The organism is Streptomyces sp. NPDC002867 (genome assembly GCF_053591895.1).
Genome location: NZ_JBSFUR010000008.1, coordinates 113,720 through 135,876, shown reverse-complemented (window position 1 = coordinate 135,876; position 22,157 = coordinate 113,720). Strand labels below are relative to the sequence as shown.

Genomic DNA, 22,157 nt, shown 5'->3' with positions numbered 1-22,157 from the left:
ACAGCAATACTGTTGCACCGGTGCGGTTCAGCAGAAGGAGGGTCATGGCGACCGAGACCGAGGAGCCGACGCTCACCGTCGACGAACTGGCCGCGCGCGCCGGGGTCACCGTGCGCACCATCCGTTTCTACAGCACGCGCGGTCTGCTGCCGCCGCCCGTGATCGGCCCCCGCCGCGTGGGGCACTACGGCTCCGACCACCTGTCCCGGCTGGCTCTCATCGAGGAGCTCCAGCACCAGGGCATGACGCTGGCGGCCATCGAGCGCTACCTGGAGCAGTTGCCCGCCGACCTGAGCGCCCAGGACCTCGCCATCCACCGCGCCCTGGTCGCCTCGTGGGCACCCGAGTCGGCCGAGGAGGTGACCCGGCAGGAGCTGGAGCGGCGGGCCGGCCGGCCGCTGTCGGAGCAGGACGTGGACCGGCTCGCCGCGATGGGTGTGCTGGACCGTACCGACAGGGACGCGTTCCGGCTCGACGGCTCACTGCTGCGCCTCGGCGTCGAACTGCTGGACGTGCCCATCGCGCACGAGACCATTCTCGCGTCCCGCACCGTCCTGCTGGGCCACGCCCGGGCCGCGGCACAGGATCTGACGCGCCTGTTCCGCGACGAGGTCTGGGGCCCCTACCGCGAGCGCGAGTCGGACCCGGACCATGTGGCCGCGATGAAGTCGCTGTCCGCGCACATGCAGCCGATGGTGATCCAGGCGCTGGTGACGGCGTTCCAGCGCTCGCTGCGGGAGGAACTGCGCGAGGCGTTCGGCGCCGGCGGGCCCGCGGAGCGCAGCGCGTAAACGCCTTGCCGCGCGCCGGGCGGTGCGCGAGGCTGCCCCGCATGTCCGATCAAGGAACCAGCACCTCGCACAGCGTGCACGCCCTGTTCCGCGAGGGTCGCCTGACGACCGTCCCCCGCAAGGCCGCGCGGCGCGAGCAGGTGCTCGCGCACCTGGCGCAGACGCTCTTCGAGCGGGACCGCGACTACACCGAGCGCGAGGTCAACGACGTGCTGCTGACGGTGCACGACGACTGCGCCGCTACCTGATCCTGGCGGGTCTGCTGACGCGCACGAAGGACGGCGGCAGCTACCGGCGGGGACGCCAGACAGGACCGCACGACGATGAGGCGCCGGCCGTGAAGTCGGCGGCGTCCTCAGTCCTCGCGGTCGAAGACGATCCTCGGCGCGGTGCCCGGCGGGTCGGAGCCGTGGCCGCGACCCGCCGGGCGAGGACTTCCACCGCCCTCATCGGGGCAGGGCGCGTCAGGCGTCGGTGAAGACCTCGCCCCGCTCCGCCTTCTCCAGCAGCAGCGCGGGCGGCTGGAAGCGCTCGCCGTACCGGTCGGCCAGCTCACGGGCGCGCGCCACGAAGCCGGCGGGGCCCCCCTCGTAGCCGTTGATGTACTGCAGCACACCGCCCGTCCAGGCCGGGAAGCCGATGCCCATGATGGAGCCGATGTTGGCGTCGGCGACCGAGGTGAGGACGTTCTCCTCGAGGCAGCGGACGGTGTCCAGCGCCTCGGAGAAGAGCATGCGCTCCTGCATGTCCTCGAACGGGATCCCGGCGTCCTCGCGGGTGAAGTGCTCGCGCAGGCCCGGCCACAGCGCGGTGCGCTTGCCGTCCTCGTCGTAGTCGTAGAAACCGGCGCCGCCGCTGCGGCCGGTGCGGCCGAACCCGTCGACCATCCGGTCGATCACCGCTTCCGCCGGGTGCTCCGCCCAGGTGCCGCCCGCCTCCTCGATCGCGCGCCTGGTCTCGTTGCGGATCTTGCGCGGCAGGGTGAGGGTCAGCTCGTCCATGAGCGAGAGCACCTTGGCCGGGTAGCCGGCCTGGGCCGCGGCCTGCTCGACGGAGACGGGGTCGACGCCCTCTCCGACCATCGCCACACCCTCGTTGATGAACTGGCCGATGACCCGCGAGGTGAAGAAACCGCGGGAGTCGTTGACGACGATCGGCGTCTTGTTGATCCGGCGGACCAGGTCGAACGCCCGGGCCAGTGCCTCGTCACCGGTGCGCTCGCCCTTGATGATCTCCACGAGCGGCATCTTGTCGACCGGCGAGAAGAAGTGCAGGCCGATGAAGTCGTCCGGACGCGAGACGCCTTCGGCGAGCACGGTGATGGGCAGCGTGGAGGTGTTGGAGCACAGGAGGGCGTCGGGCTCGATGACGTCCTGGATCTCCTGGAACACCTTGTGCTTGAGCGCCGTGTCCTCGAACACCGCCTCGATGACGGCGTCGCAGCCGGCGAGGTCGGCCGCCTCCGCGGTCGGCGTGATGCGGGCGAGCAGCGCGTCCGCCTTCTCCTGGGTGGTACGGCCCCTCGTCACCGCCTTGGCGCACAGCTTCTCCGAGTAGCCCTTGCCCTTCGCGGCGGCCTCGGCCGACACGTCCTTGAGGACCACCTCGATGCCGGCGAGGGCGCAGGAATAGGCGATGCCCGCGCCCATCATGCCCGCGCCGAGGACGGCGACCTTGCGGACGGGGCGCGGCTCGATGCCGTCGGGGCGGCTGCGGCCCGCGTTGACGGCCTGCAGGTCGAAGAAGAACGCCTGCGTCATGTTCTTCGACGTCTGGCCGGTGACCAGCTCGGTGAAGTACCGGGACTCGATGACCTGCGCGGTCTCGAAGTCGACCTGGGAGCCCTCGACGGCGGCCGCGAGAATGTTGCGCGGCGCCGGGTAGGGGGCGCCCGCGGTCTGCTTCTTCAGGTTCGCGGGGAAGGCGGGCAGGTTGGCGGCGAACTTCGGGTTCGACGGGGTACCGCCGGGGATCTTGTAGCCCTTGACGTCCCACGGCTGCTGGGAGACCGGGTTGGCGTCGATGAAGGCGCGCGCCTTGGCCAGCATCTCCTCGGGGGTGGCGGCCAGTTCGTGGACCAGGCCGTTCTCCAGCGCGCGCTTCGGCGAGTACTGGGTGCCCTGGATGAGCACCTTCAGCAGGGCGTCGGCGATGCCCATGAGCCGTACGGTGCGGGTGACACCGCCGCCGCCGGGCAGCAGGCCCAGGGTGACCTCGGGCAGGCCGATCTTGGAGCCGGGGACGTCGAGCGCGATGCGGTGGTGGCAGGCGAGGGCGATCTCGTAACCGCCGCCGAGCGCCGCGCCGTTGACGGCCGCGACGACGGGCTTGCCGATGGTCTCGATACGGCGCAGGGCGCGCTTGATGGCCATGCCGCCCTCGAAGACGGACCGCGCGTCGTCGGGACCGGCCTGGATCATCAGCTTCAGGTCGCCGCCGGCGAAGAAGGTCTTCTTGGCGGAGGTGAAGACGATGCCGCGGATGGAGTCCTGCTCGGTCTCCACGCGGTCGGCGATCGCGGTGATGGAGGCCCGGAAGGCCTCGTTCATGGTGTTGGCGGACTGGTCGGGGTCGTCGAGGACGAGGGTGACGACGCCGGTCTCGTCCTGTTCCCAGCGGATGGTGGTGGACTCGCTCATGGTGGTGGCTGCTCCGTAAGGCGGGAAGGACGGGTGGTCAGAGACGCTCGACGACGGTGGCGATACCCATGCCGCCGCCCACGCACAGGGTGGCGAGGCCGTACCGCTTGTCCTGGCGCTCCAGTTCGTCGACGAGGGTGCCGAGGATCATCGCGCCGGTCGCGCCGAGCGGGTGGCCCATGGCGATCGCGCCGCCGTTGACGTTGACCTTGTCGAGCGAGAGGCCCATGTCCTGGGCGAAGCGCAGGACGACGCCCGCGAAGGCCTCGTTGATCTCGACGAGGTCGATGTCGTCGATGGTCAGGCCGGCCCGGCCGAGCGCCTTGCGGGTGGCGGGGGCGGGGCCGGTGAGCATGATGGTCGGCTCGGAGCCGGAGACGGCGGCGGAGACGATCCGGGCACGCGGCGTGAGGCCGTAGCGCTCGCCGACCTCCTTGCTGCCGATGGTGACGAGGGCGGCGCCGTCGACGATGCCCGAGGAGTTGCCCGCGTGGTGGACGTGGTCGATCTTCTCCACCCAGTGGTACTTCTGCAGCGCGACGGCGTCGAAGCCGCCGAGGTCGCCGATGTCCGCGAAGGACGGCTTCAGCGCGGCGAGGGAGTCGGCGGTCGTCCCGGGGCGCATGTGCTCGTCGTGGTCGAGGACGACGAGACCGTTGCGGTCGCGGACCGGGACGACCGAGCGCTCGAAGCGGCCGTCCTTCCACGCGGCGGCAGCGCGCTCCTGCGACAGCGCGGCGTACTCGTCGACGTCGCGGCGCGACCAGCCGCCGAGGGTGGCGATCAGGTCGGCGCCGATGCCCTGGGGGACGAAGCCGGTGTCGTAGTTGGTCAGGGGGTCGGCGAACCAGGCCCCGCCGTCGGAGGCCATGGGGACGCGCGACATCGACTCGACGCCGCCGGCGAGGACGAGGTCCTCCCAGCCGGACCGTACCTTCATCGCGGCCATGTTGACGGCCTCGAGGCCGGAGGCGCAGAAGCGGTTCTCCTGGACGCCCGCGACCGTGTCGGGCAGTCCGGCGGCGATCGCCGCGATGCGGGCGATGTCGGAGCCCTGGTCGCCGACCGGGCCGACGACGCCGAGCACGATGTCGTCGATCGCGGCCGGGTCGAGACCGGGGAACCGGCGCTCGATCTCGTGGATCAGGCCGACCACGAGATCGATCGGCTTGGTGCCGTGCAGGGCGCCGTTGGCCTTTCCGCGCCCCCGGGGGGTACGGATGGCGTCGTACACATACGCTTCGGTGCTCACTGTCTGGAGCCTTTCGACGAGGGTGGGCCGTGTGCGGAGGTGGAGTCAGCTGAGCAGGGAGCGGCCGATGATCTCCTTCATGATCTCGGTCGTCCCGCCGTAGATGGTCTGGATGCGGCCGTCCGTGAACGCCCTGGCGACGCGGTACTCGTTCATGTAGCCGTACCCGCCGTGGAGCTGGAGGCACCGGTCGGCGGCGCGCTTCTGCAGCTCGGTCGCCCACCACTTGGCCATGGACGCGTGCACGGCGTCCAGCTCGCCGGCCGCGTGGTCGGCGATGCAGCGGTCGAGGAAAGCGCGGGTGACGGCGCATTCGGTGGCGAGCTCGGCGATCTCGAAGCGGATGTGCTGGAGCCTGGCGAGCGGCCGTCCGAACGCCTCCCGCTCCTTCACGTACGCGGTCGTGATCTCCAGCAGGTGCTCGGCGGCGGCGATCCCGGCGACGGCTATCGCCATCCGCTCCTGCGCCAGGTTGGTCATCAGGTGGACGAAGGCGCCGTTCAGTTCGCCGAGGAGGTTCTCCTTGGGGACGCGTACGTCGTGGAAGAACAGCTCGGCGGTGTCCTGGGACTTCTGGCCGATCTTGTCGAGGTTCCGGCCGCGCTCGAAGCCCTCCATGCCGCGCTCGACGACGAGCAGCGACAGGCCGTGCGCACCTCCCTCCGGGGTGGTCCTCGCGACGACGACGACCAGGTCGGCGAGGATCCCGTTGGAGATGAAGGTCTTGGAGCCGTTGAGTACCCAGTGGTCGCCGCGGTCCTCGGCGGTGGTGCGGATGCCCTGCAGGTCGGAGCCCGCGCCCGGCTCGGTCATGGCGATGGCCGTGATGGTCTCGCCGGTGCAGAAGCCGGGCAGCCAGCGGCGCTTCTGCTCGTCCGTGGCGAGGGAGGTCAGGTACGGGCCGATGATGTCGTTGTGCAGCCCGATCGCCAGTCCGGGCGCGCCGGCGCGGGTGAACTCCTCGTGCAGCACGGCGGCGTAGCGGAAGTCGTCGTTGCCGCCGCCTCCGTACTCCTCCGGCACGGCGAGGCCGAGGAGGCCCTGCCGGCCCGCCGCGCGCCAGGCGTCCCGGCTGACGATGCCGTCCTTCTCCCACTGCTCGTAGTGCGGCAGCACCTCCTTGGCGAGGAAGGTGCGGACGGTCTCGCGGAAAGCCTCGTGCTCGGCGGTGAAGATCTGGCGCTTCAACGGTCCTCCTGCGGATCGGTCAGGGTCACGTCCCAGTCGCGGGCGACCTCCGCCGTGTGCGCGCCGGGCATCGCCGGCGGCCGCCTCACGGCCCCGGGCGTGGCGGAGAACCGCGGCGCGGGCGCGGGCTGGGTGATGCCCCCGTGGTCGGTGAAGGTGCCGCGGGCCGCGATGTGGGGGTGCGCCGGGGCTTCGCGCAGCGAGAGGACGGGCGCGACGCAGGCGTCCGAGCCCTCGAAGACCGCGGTCCACTCGGCGCGGGTACGGGTCCTGAAGCGGGCGGCGATCGCCTCGCGCAGCTCGCCCCAGCGGTCGAAGTCCTTGCGGGCCGGGATCTCGTCCCTGATGCCGAGCAGGTCGATGAACTCGTCGTAGAACCGCTGCTCCAGCGCGCCGACCGCCATGTACCCGCCGTCGGCCGTCTCGTAGGCGCCGTAGAAGGGGCATCCGCCGTCGAGCAGGTTGGTGCCGCGGCGGTCCTGCCAGCCGCCGGCCGCCATCATGCCGTGGATCATCGTGGCCAGGTGGGCGGCGCCGTCGACGATGGCCGCGTCCACGACCTGGCCCGTGCCGCCCTCGGTGCGCGCGTGCTGGAGGGCTGCGAGCACGCCGATGACGAGATAGAGCGAGCCGCCCGCGTAGTCGCCGACCAGGTTGGCCGGGACGACGGGCGGCTCGCCGTCCTTGCCGATCATGGAGAGCGTGCCGGTGAGGGCGATGTAGCCGATGTCGTGGCCGGCCCGGTGGGCGAGCGGGCCGTCCTGTCCCCAGCCGGTCATCCGCCCGTAGACCAGCCGCGGATTGCGGGCCAGGCACACGTCCGGGCCGACGCCGAGCCGTTCGGCGACGCCGGGGCGGTAGCCCTCGATCAGCACGTCGGCCCGCTCGACCAGGTCGAGGACCTGGCCGGGGCCGTCCTCGGCCTTGAGGTCGATCAGCACCGAACGCTTGTTGCGGTTGGTGAGGTCGTAGGCCGGATCGATGCCGAGTCCCGCGCCGCCGGGGCGGTCGATCCGCACGACGTCGGCCCCGAGGTCGGCCAGGAGCATGGCGGCGAACGGGCCCGGCCCGATGCCCGCCAGCTCCACCACACGAACCCCGGCCAGCGGGCCGTTCATTGACGCTGTCATCCAGCCCCCAGCAGTGTGACACAACTGATGTAACACCAGTGATGGTAAGAACGTGTTCCACTCCGCACAAGGGCTTCGGGAGAGCAAGCGCTTAGAAGCGCGGACAACGCCAGGTTACCGATGGGAAACGCTTCTTCTGCGGGGCCGCGCGGCGCGCTAGCCTCAGCCACCGACATCGGCGTTCTGGCCCCGTGCCCTGATCCGCCGGACAGCCCCGACGGCGGAGGAGCCATTGGACAGCCAGAACGGGACCGGTCGCGCGCAGCGCCCGTACGACATCGTGCTCTTCGGAGCGACCGGGTTCGTCGGACAGCTCACCGCCGAGTACCTGGCGCGGTACGCGCCGGCCGACTGCCGGTGGGCGATCGCGGGCCGAAGCCGGGCGAAGCTGGAGCGGCTGCGCGAGCGCCTCGCCGTCATCGCTCCCTCATGCGCGGACCTTCCCCTGGTCGAGGCCGACGCGGACGATCCCCGCGCGCTGCGGGAACTGGCCGAGTCGGCACGGGTCGTCGCGACGACGGTCGGCCCCTACGTCCTGTACGGCGAGGCCCTGGTGGCCGCGTGCGCCGACGCCGGGACGGACTACGCGGACCTGACGGGCGAGCCGGAGTTCGTGGACGCGATGTTCGTACGCCACGACGCGCGCGCCCGCGAGACCGGCGCGCGCCTCGTCCACGCCTGCGGCTTCGACTCGGTCCCGCACGACCTGGGCGCCTTCTTCACGGTGCGGCAGCTGCCCGAGGGAGTGCCGCTGAAGGTCGACGGGTTCGTCAGCTCCAACGCGATGTTCTCCGGCGGGACCATGGCCTCGGCGCTCACGGCGATGGCGCGCGGCCGCGAGACGCTGCGCGCCGCGCACGAGCGCCGGCTGCACGAGCCGCGGCTGGTCGGGCGGCGCGCCCGCGCACCGCTGGGGGCGCCGCACTTCAACCGGGAGACGGGCGCGTGGGCGCTGCCGCTGCCGACGATCGACCCGCAGATCGTGGCGCGTTCGGCGCGCGCGCTGGAGCGTTACGGCCCCGACTTCCGCTACCGCCACTACGCGGCGGTCGCGTCGCTGCCGGTGGCGCTCGGCGGCCCGGCGGCGGTGGGCGCGGGCTTCGCCCTCGCCCAGATCCCGGCGGCGCGCAGGTGGCTGATGAGCCGCTACGCACCGGGCGAGGGCCCGAGCCCGCAGCGCCGCGCGAAGAGCTGGTTCTCGGTCCGCTTCGTGGGCGAGGGCGGTGGCCGCCGCGTGTTCACGGAAGTGTCGGGCGGGGACCCCGGGTACGACGAGACGGCGAAGATCCTGGCGGAGTCGGCGCTGTGTCTCGCCTTCGACGAACTGACGGTGGGCGGTGGCCAGTTGACGACGGCGGTGGCGATGGGTGACGCGCTGGTGGACCGGCTGCGGGTGCGGGGGGTGCGGTTCCGCGTGGCGGCGGTGCGGTAGGGGGCGCGGCGGGGTGGGGCCGCTGCGCGGGGGCCGTTTCCCCACCCCGCCCCTTCCCTGAACCGGGCTCCGCCCGGCCCCGGTACCGCGCTCCGCGCGGTGTCCTCAAACTCCCCTACTGCCTGGCGGCCGTGGGAGGGACCCCAGGCCCACCCGGCCCCGCCGGCGATTGAGGCGCGGGGCTCGGGGCAGAGCCCCGACAGGAGCGCCGCGCACACGCAGCCACCGGCGATTGAAGGCGCAAGGCCCGGGACAGAGCCCCGGAAAGGGCAGACGGCCCCGGGGCCGGCGCGTCGCCGCGCGATACGCAGCCCCGCCGGCGCTTGAGGCGCAGGGGCACGGGGGCAGCGCCCCCGGGAGTTACGGCGTCGCCTCGCGCAAGGCCCGGCGGCACAGCGCGTCCGCGTGGCGGGTCGTCTCCGGGACGCGGAAGCGCGGCGCCAGGCGCAGCACATGCGCGCAGGCCGCGTCCAGCGTCACCCGGTGGCCGACCGAGACGTACACCGGCTTCACACCCGACTGCGTCCGCAGCGCCCGCCCCACCTCCTCGCCGTCCTCGGCGCGCAGCGGCGCGAAGTCCCCGCGCCGGTCGCCCAGTTCGCCGTGGGAGAAGACGAACGGGTTCTTCGCGACCCCGATCACCGGCAGCCCTGTCAGCACGCCGAGGTGGCTGGCGAGCCCGAAGCGCCGGGGATGGGCCCGTCCGTAGCCGTCGCAGACGACCAGCCCGGGCCCCACCGGCAGGGACTCCAGCGCGGCCAGCACCGTCGGGATCTCTCGGAACGCGAGCAGCCCGGGGATGTAAGGAAAGGAGACCCGGCCGATCGCCGTGGACCGCGCCACGACCTCCAGGGTCGCGGCGTCGAGCACGACGGCCGCCGCGGCGACGATGTCGCGCTCGTCCTCGTACGCCACGTCGACACCGGTCACCAGCCCCGTGCCGGGCGGCGGCCCGGCCTCGTCGAGGACGACGCGCGTGCGCAGTTCGTCCTGGACGGCCAGGGCCGCCTCCTCGGTCTCGGGCCAGCCCGCGGGAATGTCGACGATCTTCATGGTCCGATCAGCCTAAGCCGCGCCCGGGTAACCTGGCGATCATGTTCGTAATGGAATTGACCTACACCGCTCCCGTCGAGCGCGTCGAGGAGCTCCTCGACGCGCACGTCGAGTGGCTGGACGCGCTCTACGAGGAGGGCGTGTTCATCGCCTCCGGACGGAAGAACCCGCGCGACGGTGGCGTGATCCTCGCCGTCGGGGACGACCGCGAGCGGATCGAGCAGATCGCCGCGGCCGACCCCTTCGTCATGGGCGAGGTGTGCACCTACCGGATCACGGAGTTCATCGCGACCAAGACCGCTCCCGAACTCGCCCCCTACCGGCAGCAGTTGCCGTCGTAGCGGCGCCCGGTCAGAACTCCAGGCGCGCGACCCGGCCCTTCTCGCCCGACGCCCAGCACCCGAAGTCCGGCGTGCAGTCGACGGTGTCGAACGATCCGCTGTCCACGGTGCGCCAGGTGCGGCCGCCGTCGACCGTGAGATCCGTACCGGTCGGGCCGACGGCGAGGGCCGCCGACTTCAGGTGCGGCAGCCACGCGACGCCCGAGCGATACGCGGGCGGCGGTGTCGCCGCCTGGCGCCAGCTGCGCCCGCCGTCCGCCGTGACGGCCGCGGCCCGGGGTGATGCCTCGCCGCTGCGGTAGTCGCCGCCGACGGCGATGCCCTGCTCGCGGTCGCGGAAGGCGAGAGCGAAGACTCCGCGCGCGGGATCCCCGGCCGGCACGGTCAACTCGGCGACGCTCCAGTTCAGTCCGCGGTCGGCGGAGTGCAGGACCCGGGCCGTGGCGCCTCCCCCGGTGGCCAGCCAGACGTCCTTCGGACCGGAGGAGACCAGGCACTGGCCGCTCGCGGCGAAGCCCGCCTCGCCCGGCAGTGCGGCCGGCATGCCGTCGCTCGGCAGCACCTTCCAGGACCGGCCCCCGTCACCGGTGGACAGGATCCGGTACTTGCCGTCGACCGGGTCGCTCATGGCGAGCCCGTGGCGGTGGTCGAAGAAGGTGACGCAGTCGTAGAAGGCTCGCGGATCGGTGTTGCGGAACGACTCGGTCCAGGTCTCCCCGCCGTCGTCGGTGCGCAGGACACGGGACGCCTCCCCCTCGCCGATGGCGAGAACGACGGCCCGGCGGGCGTCGAACGCCTCGACGTCCCGGAACTCCAGCTCCCCCGCCCCCGGCGGCGAGACGTTCAGCCACGTACGGCCGCCGTCCCCCGTGCGCAGCACCGTCCCCTTGGATCCCGCCACCCACGCCACCTTGCGGCTGACCGGCGCGAGGCCCCGGAACCGCACGTCGGCCCCGGTCTCCTTCAGCTTCCAGGCGGGCGTCGCCGCGGCCGCGCGCGTGTTCGCCTCCGCGGCCGGCCGGGCCGCCTGTGCCGGTACGGCGAGCACCGCGGAAACCGCAGCCGCGCACAGCCCCACCGACACCATTCGTCTCGTCTTCCCCTTGGACGTCATGGCGCTGGAAGCTAGCCCACGGGCCTTATGCCGTCCAGAGTGCGAGACGGCGTACGGCACGGGGCCGGGGCGGTGACACAGCTCACTCGCCCCCCGGATGCACGGATTCCGTTGCTCCAGCGTCTTCCGTGGTGCCCGGGAGCCCCGGGCAGGACGATCCGACCGAGCCGCACACGAAGGAGCGGGCCTTGCCCACCGTCATCGAGCAGGCCGTTCAGGCCCGCCTCGTCGCCTCCGCACCCCGCATGGAGTCGGTTCCGGCGACGCTGCACTACGACCGCCGGGACCCCTTCGCCGTGCGTATCGACTTCCCGGCCCCGGCGACGCTGGAGGGCGCCGACATCTCGTGGTCCTTCTCGCGCGAGCTGCTGGCCGAGGGCGTCCGCGCGGCGACCGGCGTCGGGGACGTCCGCGTACGGCCGTACGGCTACGACCGTACGGTGCTGGAGTTCCACGCAGCCGAGGGCACCGCGGTGGTGCACATCCGCACCGGTGAGCTGCTCCGCTTCCTCGAACGGGCGCAGGCCCTGGTGCCGGCGGGCAGCGAGCATCTGCACCTGGACCTCGACCACGACCTCGCCGAGCTGCTGCGCGACGCCCGCTGACCCTCCCCCTACGCCTTGCGGGCGCGGGGGACGGGTCGGTGTTCCAGGCCGGCCCAGGACGGTGGCGGGCTAGCAGGTCGCCGCGGTCGCGGGCAATCCGCCCGATGCTAAAGCAAGGCCTGGCGCGCCACGCGGTGGCGGAGGTAGACGACTCCTGAGCCGAAAGTGCGGGTCTCGACGAGTTCGAGGTCCACCCGGCGCTCGCGCCGGGGAAAGAACGGAATGCCACCGCCGACCAGCACCGGGTAGACCATGGCCCGGTACTCGTCGATCAGACCCAACGCGGCCGCCTCGGCGGCGAGAGTCGCCCCGCCGATCGCGATGTCGCCCTCCCCCGGCTCGGCTCGCAACCGCTCGATCTCCTCCGCCAGGCCGCCGGAGGCCAGGCGGGCATGGCCCTGCACCGTCGACAGCGTGGTGGAGAACACCACCTTGGGCAGCGGCTTCCACAGCGCGGCCCACTCGAGCATGGAGTCGTCGAGCGATGGATCCTGGTCGGCGGTCTCCCAGTACAGCATCGTCTCGTACAGCCGTCGTCCCAACAGGTGGACGCCGACCTGTCGAATCTCGTCGATCCAGAAGCGAAAGACCTCCTCGTCGGGCGCCGTCCAGTCGAAGTCGCCGTCCGGCCCGACGATGTAGCCGTCAAGTGAGACGCCCATCGAATAGGTCACGCTGCGCATCAGAAGTCCTCCTCGGGAACTGGTTCGACACTATGACCGCCGACCGCCGCAGGACTCATCACGCCTCGCGGGATCCCCTCAGATCTCCCCACCCCACGCGGAGATCATCACGAAGGACGGCGATCTTTCAGAAAACGGCCTAGCGGTCGCTCCGGCGCTCCCCCATCAGGGCGTTGAGCCGCCCGTAGTCCTCGCCGCCGGTCAGCGCCGTGTACGTGCCCGTCTCCAGCAGCTCGGCGGCGGCCCGGCGCACCACGGCGTGGGCGGCCTGCGCGATACCCGACCCGACGCTGACGCGCGCCGCCCCGAGCCGGCCCAGTTCGGCGGCGTCGGGCGCGCCCGGGCCCGCCATCACGTTCAGCGGCGCGTCGATCCCCTTGGCCAGCGCCTCCACGGTCCCCGGGTCGACCACGCCCGGCACGAAGATCCCGTCCGCTCCGGCGGCGACGCAGTCCGCGGCCCGCCGGAGCGTCTCGTCCAGCCGGTCCGCCTCCGCGCCGATTCCCGCGAGGTAGACGTCGATGCGGGCGTTGACGAAGAGCGGGACCTCCGCCGCGTCCGCGGCGGCCCGCGCCGCCGCGACCCGGCGGACGTGCTCGTCGGCCGGGCGCAGGCCGTCCTCGATGTTGACGCCCACGGCGCCCGCGTCCAGCACGGCGCGCACGGTGGCGGCGACGCCGTCGGCGTCGGCCGCGTAGCCGCCCTCGATGTCCGCCGTGACCGGCACGCCGACGGCCGAGGCGATACGCGCCACCTGGGCGAGAGCCGCGGCCCCCTCCAGCCGGTCGCCGTCGGCGGTGCCGAGGACCCAGGCGACGCCGGCGCTGGTCGTGGCGATCGCCGCGGCGCCCGCGTCCTCGATGATCCGGGCGCTCGCCGTGTCCCAGGCGTTGGGGAGCAGCAGCGGACGGCCGGTGGTGTGCAGGGAGTGGAAGCGGCGGGCGAGGTCACGAAGGTTCGTCATGCCCGCACTCAATCAGTGCTTCCCCCGCGGTGGCCGGCAGTTTTCCGACATCAACGCGGGCGGGCCCGGCGGCCCGTAAATGCTTTGACAGCCCGACGGGCCGGTCCCTACCGTGTACGACGGTTCTGTTGTCGTCGATCGGAGTAGGACGTTGCTCGTCTGAGGTCACGAGACACCGTGCGGCCCGGCCTTTGCCCGCGCGCACGTGTGCGACCTCGACGCTCTGCCGTCCGCTTTCCGCCCGACCGGGACCTCTTCTCGTTCCCGTACGGCTCCGTCGCCACGTGTCCCGGTGTCTCCACCGTTGCCCCGCCCCTTCCACGCGACCCGGAGACCCGTATGCCACTCACCCCCGCTTTCCTCACCTGCTCCTCCCTCGGCTTCGCCTGGCCGGACGGCACGCAGGTGTTCGACGAATTCCACCTCGCCGTCGGCCCCGGCCGTACGGGCCTGATCGGCCTCAACGGCTCGGGAAAGTCCACCCTGTTGAAGCTGATCGCCGGCGATCTCGCCCCTGTCTCGGGCACGGTCCGGGTCGCGGGCGAGGTCGGGTACCTGCCACAGAACCTGGTCCTCGACACGGGCCTGCGCGTCGACGAGGTGCTGGGCATCGCCGCGACCCGCGCGGCGCTGCACGCCATCGAGGGCGGCGATCCGAGCGAGGAGCACTTCACCGCGGTCGGCGACGACTGGGACGTGGAGGAGCGCGCACGCGCCGCACTCGACCAGCTCGGTCTCGCTCACATCGGCCTGGACCGCACCATCGGCGAGGTGTCCGGCGGCGAGGGCGTCCTGCTGCGGCTGGCGGCCCTGCTGCTGGCCCGGCCGGACGTACTGCTGCTCGACGAGCCGACCAACAACCTCGACCTGTACGCGCGCCGCAGGCTCTACGACGCGGTCACGGCCTGGTCCGGGGTCATGGTGGTCGTCAGCCACGACCGCGAACTACTCGAACGCGTCGACCAGATCGCCGACCTGCGCGACGGCGAGGTGAGCTGGTACGGCGGCAACTTCACGGCGTACGAGCAGGCGCTCGCCGTCGAACAGGACGCGGCGGAGAGGATGGTGCGTGTGGCGGAGGCCGACGTGCAGCGACAGAAGCGCGAACTGGCCGACGCACAGGTGAAGTTGGCGCGCCGCAAGCGGTACGGACAGAAGATGTGGGACAGCAAGCGCGAGCCCAAGATCGTGATGGGCGCCCGCAAGCGCGCCGCTCAGGAGTCGGCGGGCAAGCACCGCATCATGCACACGGAACGGCTCGCGGAGGCACGGGAACGCCTCGACGAGGCCGCGGAAGCCGTACGCGACGACGACGAGATCCGCATCGAGCTGCCGCACACCACCGTCCACCCGGGGCGCGGAGTGCTGCGGCTGAGCGGACTGCGCCTGCGGTACGGCGCCGAGATCCCCGGCGAGCTGGAGGTGCGCGGGCCCGAGCGCATCGCCCTGGTCGGGCGCAACGGCGCGGGCAAGACGACGCTGCTGCGCACCATCACCGGGGAGCTCGCGCCGGTCGCCGGCGAGGCGGTGGCACAGGTTCCGCTGCGCTTCCTGCCGCAGCGTCTCGATCTGCTCGACGACGGCCTGAGCGTGGTCGAGAACGTGGCCCGCTTCGCGCCGGGCGCGACGAACAACGCGATCCGGGCCAAACTCGCGCGCTTCCTGTTCCGCGGGACGCTGGCCGACCAGCCGGCGGGGACGCTGTCGGGCGGTGAGCGCTTCAGGGCCGCCCTCGCCGCCCTGCTGCTGGCCGAGCCCGCGCCGCAGCTGCTCATGCTGGACGAGCCGACGAACAACCTCGACATGGCGAGCGTGCGGCGGCTGACGGCGGCGCTGGAGTCCTACGAGGGCGCCCTGATCGTGGCGAGCCACGATGTGACGTTCCTGGAGTCGATCGGCGTCACGCGCCGGCTGCTGCTGGACGGCGAGGGGCTGCGGGACATCTCGGCCGACGAGCTGGGCGCGGAGGCGTTCCCGGAGGGCTGAGGAGGGCGCGGTGCGAGGGGGCATGGCTGGAACCGGAAGTGACCTGCCTCTCCCTGGCCCCGCACCACCTGGCCACATAACCGTATGTAAGGGGCCATTGCGGAGCCGGGCTTGGCCGAGGCCTTATCGCGTGCTTAACCTACGGTTTCGTAACCTACGAATCCGTAGGTACCTCTCCCGTCCCCCAGGAGCACTCGTGACGATCACCTCTCCCCACCTCGGCAGCTCGGACGCCTGGAGCGACGCCCGGCTGCTGTACGCACTCGAAGAGGTCGTGGAGAATGAGCTCAACCGCCACCTCAAGGTCGCCAAGGACTGGATGCCGCACGAATACGTGCCCTTCGGCGACGGCCGGAACTTCCCGGGCTTCTTCGAGGACGGGGAGGCCTGGGAGCCGGACCAGTCCAAGGTCACCGACATCGGCCGCATCGCCCTCGTGGTGAACCTGCTGACCGAGGACAACCTCCCGAGCTACCACCACGAGATCGCCACCCTCTTCGGCCGCGACGGCGCGTGGGGCACCTGGGTGCACCGCTGGACCGCGGAGGAGGGCCGGCACGGCATCGTCATGCGCGACTACCTGCTCACCTCGCGCGCGGTCGACCCGGACAAGCTGGAGCAGTTCCGCATGGCGCACATGGCGGAGGGCTTCGAGTCGGACAACCGCCACTCGATGCTGCACTCCGTCGCGTACGTCGCCTTCCAGGAGCTCGCGACCCGCGTCTCGCACCGCAACACCGGCCACCAGTCGGGCGACCCCGTCTGCGACCGGATGCTGGCGCGCATCGCGACCGACGAGAACCTGCACATGGTCTTCTACCGCAACCTGCTGAGCGCGGCCTTCGAGCTCGCCCCCGACCTGACCATGCAGGCCGTCCGCGACGTCGTGGTCAACTTCCGGATGCCCGGACACGGCATGCCCGGCTTCGAGCGCGCGGCCGCGCAGATGGCGATCGGCGAGATCTACAACCTGCGCATCCACCACGACGACGTCCTCCAGCCGGTGCTCCGCTTCCTGAAGATCATGGAGATCGACGGTCTGGGCCCCGAGGGCCTCAAGGCTCAGGAGGAGCTCGGCCTGTACCTGGGCGGGCTGGACTCCGAGGCGAGGAAGTTCGACGAGAAGCTCGCCGCCCGCAAGGCCCGCATGGCGGCCCGCGCGGGGAAGTGACGCCGGGGCCGGCCGGCCCCGGAGTGCGGGCCCGGTCTCACCACGCGGCCTCCTGGTAGTCCTTGAGGAACACGCCTGCGACCGGGTCGCCCGCCTCACCGCGCACGATCGGATCGTAGATCCGCGCCGCGCCGTCGACGACGTCGAGCGGCGTGCGGGTGCCGAAGGCGGCGATCCGCGCCTTGCGCGGCGCGGGGTTCTCGTCGGTGATCCATCCGGTGTCGACGCTGCACATGTGCACGCCCTCGGCGGCGAGCTGCGCCGCGCTCGTGCGCGTGAGCATGTTCAGTGCCGCCTTGGCCATGTTGGTGTGCGGGTGGCGGGCCGTCTTGTTGCGCACCGCGAACCGGCCCTCCACGGCCGTCACATTGACGATGTACCGCCGCGGCCTGGGCGAGGCCAGCAGCAGCGGAAGCAGGCGGTCGGCGAGCAGGGCCGGCGCCAGGGCGTTGACCAGCTGGGTCTCGAGCAGCTCGGCGGGGTCGAGGCCGCCGAGCCGGGCCGACCAGGAGTTCTCCGGCGCGAGGTCGGGCAGCAGGCCCGTCTGCTCGGACGCCTCCGCCTCGGCCTCCGGCAGGACGAGTGAGAGGGCGCCGTCCGGTGCCCCCACGGCCGCCATCGGCGCATAGCCGGGCGCCATGAGCACGCCGGGCCGCTCGGCGCCGCTCTCCCCCGCGGCCAGCAGCGCGTACGCCTCGGGCGGGCGGCGGATCGTCTGCGCGGCATTGTTGACCAGGACGTCCAACGGCTCGCCGCTGTCGCGCAGCCGCTCGCACAGGCCCAGCACCTGCCGCGGGTCACGCAGGTCGACGGCGACGACCGTCAGCCGGCCGAGCCAGTCGCGGCTGCCTGGCACGGCCCGGAACCTGCGCAGCGTGTCGTCCGGGAACCGGCTGGTGACCAGCAGCTCGGCACCGTCCCGCAGCATCATCAGCGCCAGCTGGAAGCCGATCTTCACCCGGCCGCCGGTGAGCAGGACCCGCCGTCCGCGCAGGTCCGTGCTCAGCGAGCGCCGGGCGGCGTTGTCGGCGGCGCAGGGCGGGCAGAGCCGGTGGTAGAAACTGTCGACCTGTCGGTAGAGCGCCTTGCAGACATAGCAATGCCGGGGTCGCTCGTAGTGCTCGACGTCCCGGCCCGTCTCCACGGCCGCGAGCGGCGCGTCCTCCCGCCGGTCGAGGGCACCCGTGGCGGTCCCGGCCGCGAGTGCGGCATCGGCCTCGGACCGGGCGCGCCGCACGGCCTTGCGCCGCAGATTGCGGCTCTCGCGCGCGAACGACGCGGCGATCGACTCGCCCCTCATCCGCCGGGGATCGCCCAGCGGCAGCGCGCGCAGCTTGCGCGCCATGAGCGCGAAGGCGTCCAACTCGTCGTCCGTGACCTGGTCGTTCATGTCGTCGTCCCACCCCTGCCGAGTCCGGTGATCCTAACGACAGCCCGTCAATCGGGGCATCCGGATATCCCCCCACTCGTGCGGGGTACGGCAGTTGTCCCCGACGGCCGACGGTCTGCCAGGGTGAGCGGCCATGGATCCCGATCTCGAGGTGAACGGCCGTCAGCTGGCCCGGTTCTGCCGGGCCCTCGACGAGTCCCTGACGTCACTGGGCGAGGCGCGCCGAGCGCTGGAACACGTACGGGCGGACCAGTTGGGCACCGCCGCGCTCGACGAGGCGTGCGACGGCTTCCAGAAGCGCTGGAAGTACGGCGCCGAACAACTCGACGGCCGCATCACGTCCGTCCGCGACGGCGTGCAGGCCACGCGGGCCGGGTTCGCGGAGGTGGAGCGGGCGGTCGAGGCGGCGTTCAAGGCCGTGGCGGCGCGGCATGGCTGAGTATCCGCACCTGGGCTGGGACCCGGCCCCGGGCAGCCCGGCGGAGATCGCGGCGCTCCAGAGGAAACTGCACGCCTCGGCGACGGCCCTGGGCACGGCGCACGCGCTGGTGAACCGCCTCCTCGGGGAGAGCGCGCACTGGAGGGGCGAGGCGGCGCAGGCCTTCCGCGGCGCGCTGGACGGCGACCTGCCCCGGTACCTGAGGAACGCGCACCGCTCGGTGTCGAAGGCGTCGGCGCGACTGCTGTCGTGGCACGAGGACCTGGTCGGCTACCAGGCGACGGCACGGACGTACGAGACGAGGGCGCGGCTGTCCGCGGCGGAACTGCGGCGCGCGGAGTCCCACCACGACGCCCTCGCCGCGACCCCGGACGCCCCGCCACCGGACCTCCGCACGGCGGCGTCCGCGGTGACGCGCGCGCGTACGGCACTGGCGTCGGTCCGCGCGCTGGCCCATGAACTGGAGGCGACACACGCGGCGGAGGCGGCGCGCATCGCGAAGTCCCTGAACGAGGCGACGGACAGACTGGCACCGCGCGAGCCGGGGGCGTTGGACAAGGTGCTGGGCTGGGTCGACGACCATCTGGGTGACACGCTGGCGCTGCTGTCGGCCGGGCTTGGACTCGCCGCGATCTTTGTGGCCGGTCCCTTCGCGATCCCGCTGCTCTTCGCGGCTGCCGGCCTGAGCCTCGCCGCTTTCGCGTCGCACGCGAATGACCCACAACACCGTGCCGCGCTCAAGGCGGGATTCACCACAGGGCAATTCGACGGCCGGTTCTGGTCGAGCGCGGTCACCTTGACGGGAGATGCGCTCGGTGCGCTCCCTGGTGTGGGTGCCGTCGCCCAAGGTGCCAAGGGAATGGCTGCCGTCACGAGGTCCGGCATCGCTGCTGAGCAAGGTGCGTCAGCCGCGCTCCGCGGCGGCACCAATGCCCTGCGTTCGGATTCCGTAGCAGCAATGAGGGAGATCAACGACGCTCCGAAACCCGTCCTGGACTGGGTCGTTCGCCACACGGACCCCCGCTTGGAAAAGCCATTACAAGCGGGCATGTCCGGCGCAGGAGTTGCGACATCTGCCGTGAGTCTGACCCCGGCCAGTGGCAACGACGGCGTCAGGAATGCGGCGACGACAGTCGACACCACTCGCCTCGCCGTGTCCGACGGGCCAGGAGCTGGCATCGCCGCAGCCCGCACGTGGGCGAACCTCACACGCTAGGAGCAACCATGACCCGGACCTGGTTCCAGCTGCCGCCCGGATACATCGATATCGACCTCGACGACCTCGAACACCTGGCTGGGCAACTCCGCGACGATGTGGCCGTTCTCAGTTCGGGCTCAGCCTTCCAGGACCAGCTGGACGGTGAACCCGGGAGGGCCCTTGGCCTGCTCGGCGACCTCCGTGAACAGGGCACGATGTTCGCCGCGCTCGGAGTGCATGCCGACGATGACGAGGGTGTCTCGACTAGCCTCCTGTCACTTTCGGAGGTGACGGCCGGGGCATGTACGAGCACACTGGCCGGCGCTCACAGTGCGCTCCGGCTGGCAGAGACACATTTCGGTACCGTCGTGCGACGCCAGCTGGTTGAGCTGCCGTGCAGTGCCGGCGCGGCTCTTGTGACGTGCCTGCTACCGACACCGTTTCCTGCGAGAGGCAACTCGACAGCCATCGCTCCCGTGCCCCAGGGTGTCTTCCAGGCCCGCCTGAGCGTGCCGCGTCCGTCTGGTCCGCAGATCATCATCATCGACCTGACCACGACAGCTGTTGGCCTGAGCGACGACTACACGGAGATCCTCCTCGGCGTCGGGCGTACCGTCGCCTTCCATCCCCCGACTCCGCAGCCGGACACCGCTCCACCACGAAGCAGGCTTGCGGAGCTGGCACTGTGATGTCCCACGAAGCGTGGTCTTCGGCCGGATCTGCATTTGACCACCCGTCCACGGCTGCGGCCCAGAGCAAGGGGCTCCGCCGCCGCGTGGCATGGCTCGTGGCTTCGGCGGCGGCCCCGCTTCTGATCTTCGCCGCCGCTCGGCTCGTGCCCCTCCGCACCTGGAGCATCCCTCTCGTTGTCCTGGCTCTCTTCCTGTCGCTGGCAGCATTCCTGATCGCCATGCCAGCGTTGGCTCTGGCGCCGAGGTCGACCCGGATCCTCCGGAACTACCCGTGGCGGGAGTACCCCTGCCGATATCAGCCGCGTGGGCAACGCAGGGACTTCCTTATCGCACTCCACCTGCCGACCGGAGAGGAAGTCATGCTCCACACCACCCCGTTCCGCTGCGACTTGAAGCACAAGCACAACGCGTACCCCGACAGGATCTGGTTCGCGGGCGACCCCGCATGCGGCGGCGTGTTGTCGCCGGTGGGCGGCCACTTCCCGGTCAGGGCCGTCAACCCTGCGCTCTGGGAGGAACCGTCCGCCGATGTGCAGGCCGCCGACGCACGGGCCGAGGCCGCAGGTCTGGCCAGGGACGGCCGGTACCTGCGGCGCTGGTTCTGAACGGCCCTCCAGTCAGCCACGCCCCCGCTTCAACCGCTGGCGTTCCTTCTCCGAGAGCCCGCCCCACACACCGAATCTCTCGTCGTGCGTCAGCGCGTACTCCAGGCACGCCACCCTCCCCTCGCACGCTCCGCACAGCTGCTTCGCCTCGCGGGTGGAGGATCCGGGGGCCGGGAAGAAGAACTCCGGGCCCGCCTGGGCGCACAGGGCCGTCTCCTGCCAGGCCAGTTCCGGGTCGGTGATGGTGTTGATCGCCATGCACGTCACCTTGCCCCGTGGCGATAAACAGTCGATCAATGACGCGTCAACGACCCCCACCGCTTCCGTTCAGCCCGGCTGTTCGACGCCCCGCAGGACCGCGAACCGCGCTCCCGCCGGGTCCGCGAGGCGGGCGAAGCGGCCCACGCCCTCCATCGTGGTCGGGGGCATCCTGATCTCGCCGCCGAGTTCCTGGGCTGTGGTCACGGCCGCGTCGCAGTCGGAGACCTCGAAGTACGGCAGCCAGAACGGGCTCAGGTCCTTCTCCGACGGGTCCGCCGTCAGTGGGACGGCTCCGGCGAACGCCGCCTCCGGGTCCGAGCCGCCCGGGCGGATCAGGGTGTAGTCGCCGCTGCCGTCCGGGAGCGGCATGGTGGACGTCTCCCACCCGAGGACGGTGGAGTAGAAGGCGAGCGCGGAGTCCGGCTCGGGTGTGTACAGCTCGAGCCAGCACAGCGTGCCGGGGTGGCCCACGACGTCGAGTCCCTTGTTCCTCCCCGGTTGCCAGGCGGAGAAGCCCGCGCCCGACGGGTCCATGAAGACCGCCATGCGGCCCTGGTCGAAGACGTCCATCGGCGCGTGCACCACCGTGCCGCCGTTGCCCTCGACCGCCTCGGCCGTCGCGTCGAGGTCCGGTGTCTGGAAGTAGACGCTCCAGCCGGCGGGCGCCCGGTCGGCGGGGACGGTCATGCCGGCGGCGACGGTCCTGCCGTCGAGGCGGAACATGCCGTAGCCGCCCGCGTCCGGACCGGCGGACGCGAACTCCCAGCCGAACAGCCTGCCGTAGAAGAAGGTGGCGGCATCGAGGTCGGGGGTGCCGAGGTCGATCCAGTTCGGCGAGCCGGTGACGTAGGCGGTGCTGAGCATGGTCCCTCCTTCACGGCCCCCGGGCGACGGTCCTGCGACCGCGGTCCGTGCCGAGTCTGCTACCGAACCGCGCCGGACGCACGCAGTACCGGGTCCACGGCGATTCGCGCCGGGCACAACTGCGTTGCGGGCCCGGCACTGGACAGGATCGCCTTCGTGATCTCCAGAAGGGCCCATGGCGCGTAGCCGCCCGTTCCCCCGTTATGTTTTTTCCGCGGTCCTGCAAGAGGGCCTCCGGGCCCGGCATGGCCGTTCCCCTGTCGAACGCATGACCTGGGGGGTGTCACCGGGCCCGAGGGGTGCCGCTGGAGACGCTGATGAGAGGTCCGACTACCGCTTTGGCTGGCTTCCGCCGCCGC

At 71.7% G+C, this 22,157-nt stretch carries 21 protein-coding genes and 1 pseudogene; 11 read left to right on the top strand and 11 right to left on the bottom strand.

What is annotated here, in order from left to right; translation table 11 throughout:
- The first annotated feature begins 44 nt into the window (after positions 1–44).
- Positions 45–791, top strand: coding sequence for a MerR family transcriptional regulator (locus ACWD0A_RS10630; RefSeq protein WP_451296623.1), 747 nt, complete (start codon positions 45–47; stop codon positions 789–791).
- A 41-nt stretch (positions 792–832) separates the two neighbouring features.
- Positions 833–1,095: pseudogene (locus ACWD0A_RS10625) on the top strand (DUF2087 domain-containing protein); the annotation flags it as partial.
- 160 nt (positions 1,096–1,255) lie between these two features.
- Here the strand turns inward: ACWD0A_RS10625 and ACWD0A_RS10620 are convergent.
- Genes ACWD0A_RS10620 through ACWD0A_RS10605 form a run of 4 tightly spaced genes read right to left on the bottom strand, consistent with a single transcriptional unit; the run spans position 1,256 to position 7,000 of the window.
- A complete protein-coding gene (locus tag ACWD0A_RS10620; protein WP_451296621.1) occupies positions 1,256–3,430 on the bottom strand; it encodes a 3-hydroxyacyl-CoA dehydrogenase NAD-binding domain-containing protein in 2,175 nt (724 codons plus the stop codon).
- 37 nt (positions 3,431–3,467) lie between these two features.
- Positions 3,468–4,682 carry an acetyl-CoA C-acetyltransferase gene (locus ACWD0A_RS10615; RefSeq protein ID WP_451296619.1) on the bottom strand — a complete coding sequence of 405 codons (1,215 nt, stop codon included), beginning with the start codon at positions 4,680–4,682 and terminating at the stop codon, positions 3,468–3,470.
- A gap of 45 nt (positions 4,683–4,727) precedes the next feature.
- Positions 4,728–5,870, bottom strand: a complete 1,143-nt coding sequence (locus tag ACWD0A_RS10610) for an acyl-CoA dehydrogenase family protein (protein ID WP_307712431.1) — start codon at positions 5,868–5,870, stop codon at positions 4,728–4,730.
- Positions 5,867–7,000, bottom strand: a complete 1,134-nt coding sequence (locus ACWD0A_RS10605; protein WP_451296616.1) for a CaiB/BaiF CoA transferase family protein — start codon at positions 6,998–7,000, stop codon at positions 5,867–5,869. The genes ACWD0A_RS10610 and ACWD0A_RS10605 overlap by 4 nt, the downstream gene beginning before the upstream one ends.
- A gap of 232 nt (positions 7,001–7,232) precedes the next feature.
- Here ACWD0A_RS10605 and ACWD0A_RS10600 point away from each other — a divergent pair, with 232 nt between their 5' ends.
- Positions 7,233–8,432 carry a saccharopine dehydrogenase family protein gene (locus tag ACWD0A_RS10600; RefSeq protein WP_451296614.1) on the top strand — a complete coding sequence of 400 codons (1,200 nt, stop codon included), beginning with the start codon at positions 7,233–7,235 and terminating at the stop codon, positions 8,430–8,432.
- Between the two features lie 360 nt (positions 8,433–8,792).
- Here the strand turns inward: ACWD0A_RS10600 and ACWD0A_RS10595 are convergent, their stop codons facing one another.
- Complete coding sequence (locus ACWD0A_RS10595) at positions 8,793–9,485, bottom strand: endonuclease V (protein ID WP_451296612.1); 693 nt, start codon at positions 9,483–9,485, stop codon at positions 8,793–8,795.
- A gap of 41 nt (positions 9,486–9,526) precedes the next feature.
- Here ACWD0A_RS10595 and ACWD0A_RS10590 point away from each other — a divergent pair, with 41 nt between their 5' ends.
- A complete protein-coding gene (locus ACWD0A_RS10590; protein WP_451296610.1) occupies positions 9,527–9,826 on the top strand; it encodes a YciI family protein in 300 nt (99 codons plus the stop codon).
- A 10-nt stretch (positions 9,827–9,836) separates the two neighbouring features.
- Here ACWD0A_RS10590 and ACWD0A_RS10585 read toward each other — a convergent pair whose 3' ends face one another.
- Positions 9,837–10,940: a WD40/YVTN/BNR-like repeat-containing protein gene (locus ACWD0A_RS10585; RefSeq protein ID WP_451296608.1), complete on the bottom strand. Its 1,104-nt coding sequence runs from the start codon at positions 10,938–10,940 to the stop codon at positions 9,837–9,839.
- A 188-nt stretch (positions 10,941–11,128) separates the two neighbouring features.
- Between ACWD0A_RS10585 and ACWD0A_RS10580 the strand changes: the two genes are divergently transcribed.
- Positions 11,129–11,545 (top strand): SsgA family sporulation/cell division regulator, encoded by a 417-nt coding sequence (locus ACWD0A_RS10580; protein WP_451296606.1) that lies wholly within the window; start codon positions 11,129–11,131, stop codon positions 11,543–11,545.
- A 107-nt stretch (positions 11,546–11,652) separates the two neighbouring features.
- On the opposite strand, the gene ACWD0A_RS10575 is transcribed toward ACWD0A_RS10580, so the two are convergent.
- Positions 11,653–12,228, bottom strand: coding sequence for a dihydrofolate reductase family protein (locus tag ACWD0A_RS10575; RefSeq protein ID WP_451296604.1), 576 nt, complete (start codon positions 12,226–12,228; stop codon positions 11,653–11,655).
- A 139-nt stretch (positions 12,229–12,367) separates the two neighbouring features.
- Positions 12,368–13,192 (bottom strand): isocitrate lyase/PEP mutase family protein, encoded by an 825-nt coding sequence (locus ACWD0A_RS10570; protein WP_451296602.1) that lies wholly within the window; start codon positions 13,190–13,192, stop codon positions 12,368–12,370.
- A 339-nt stretch (positions 13,193–13,531) separates the two neighbouring features.
- Here ACWD0A_RS10570 and ACWD0A_RS10565 point away from each other — a divergent pair, with 339 nt between their 5' ends.
- Together ACWD0A_RS10565 and ACWD0A_RS10560 are read left to right on the top strand one after the other, a co-directional pair.
- Positions 13,532–15,178: an ABC-F family ATP-binding cassette domain-containing protein gene (locus ACWD0A_RS10565; protein ID WP_451296600.1), complete on the top strand. Its 1,647-nt coding sequence runs from the start codon at positions 13,532–13,534 to the stop codon at positions 15,176–15,178.
- Between the two features lie 196 nt (positions 15,179–15,374).
- Positions 15,375–16,349, top strand: a complete 975-nt coding sequence (locus tag ACWD0A_RS10560) for an acyl-ACP desaturase (protein WP_451296598.1) — start codon at positions 15,375–15,377, stop codon at positions 16,347–16,349.
- A gap of 37 nt (positions 16,350–16,386) precedes the next feature.
- Here ACWD0A_RS10560 and ACWD0A_RS10555 read toward each other — a convergent pair whose 3' ends face one another.
- Positions 16,387–17,739: an SDR family oxidoreductase gene (locus ACWD0A_RS10555; RefSeq protein ID WP_451296596.1), complete on the bottom strand. Its 1,353-nt coding sequence runs from the start codon at positions 17,737–17,739 to the stop codon at positions 16,387–16,389.
- Positions 17,740–17,872: 133 nt separating this feature from the next.
- On the opposite strand from ACWD0A_RS10555, the gene ACWD0A_RS10550 reads away from it, so the two are divergent.
- The 4 genes from ACWD0A_RS10550 (at position 17,873) to ACWD0A_RS10535 (ending at position 20,673) form a co-directional block, all read left to right on the top strand.
- A complete protein-coding gene (locus ACWD0A_RS10550; protein ID WP_451296594.1) occupies positions 17,873–18,178 on the top strand; it encodes a hypothetical protein in 306 nt (101 codons plus the stop codon).
- Complete coding sequence (locus ACWD0A_RS10545; RefSeq protein WP_451296592.1) at positions 18,171–19,394, top strand: hypothetical protein; 1,224 nt, start codon at positions 18,171–18,173, stop codon at positions 19,392–19,394. The genes ACWD0A_RS10550 and ACWD0A_RS10545 overlap by 8 nt, the downstream gene beginning before the upstream one ends.
- An 8-nt stretch (positions 19,395–19,402) precedes the next feature.
- Positions 19,403–20,065: a hypothetical protein gene (locus ACWD0A_RS10540; RefSeq protein WP_451296590.1), complete on the top strand. Its 663-nt coding sequence runs from the start codon at positions 19,403–19,405 to the stop codon at positions 20,063–20,065.
- Positions 20,066–20,427: 362 nt separating this feature from the next.
- A complete protein-coding gene (locus tag ACWD0A_RS10535) occupies positions 20,428–20,673 on the top strand; it encodes a hypothetical protein (protein WP_451296588.1) in 246 nt (81 codons plus the stop codon).
- 12 nt (positions 20,674–20,685) lie between these two features.
- Here ACWD0A_RS10535 and ACWD0A_RS10530 read toward each other — a convergent pair whose 3' ends face one another.
- A complete protein-coding gene (locus ACWD0A_RS10530; protein WP_177147492.1) occupies positions 20,686–20,931 on the bottom strand; it encodes a WhiB family transcriptional regulator in 246 nt (81 codons plus the stop codon).
- Positions 20,932–21,000: 69 nt separating this feature from the next.
- Complete coding sequence (locus tag ACWD0A_RS10525) at positions 21,001–21,798, bottom strand: VOC family protein (protein WP_451296586.1); 798 nt, start codon at positions 21,796–21,798, stop codon at positions 21,001–21,003.
- Between the last annotated feature and the right edge of the window lie 359 nt (positions 21,799–22,157).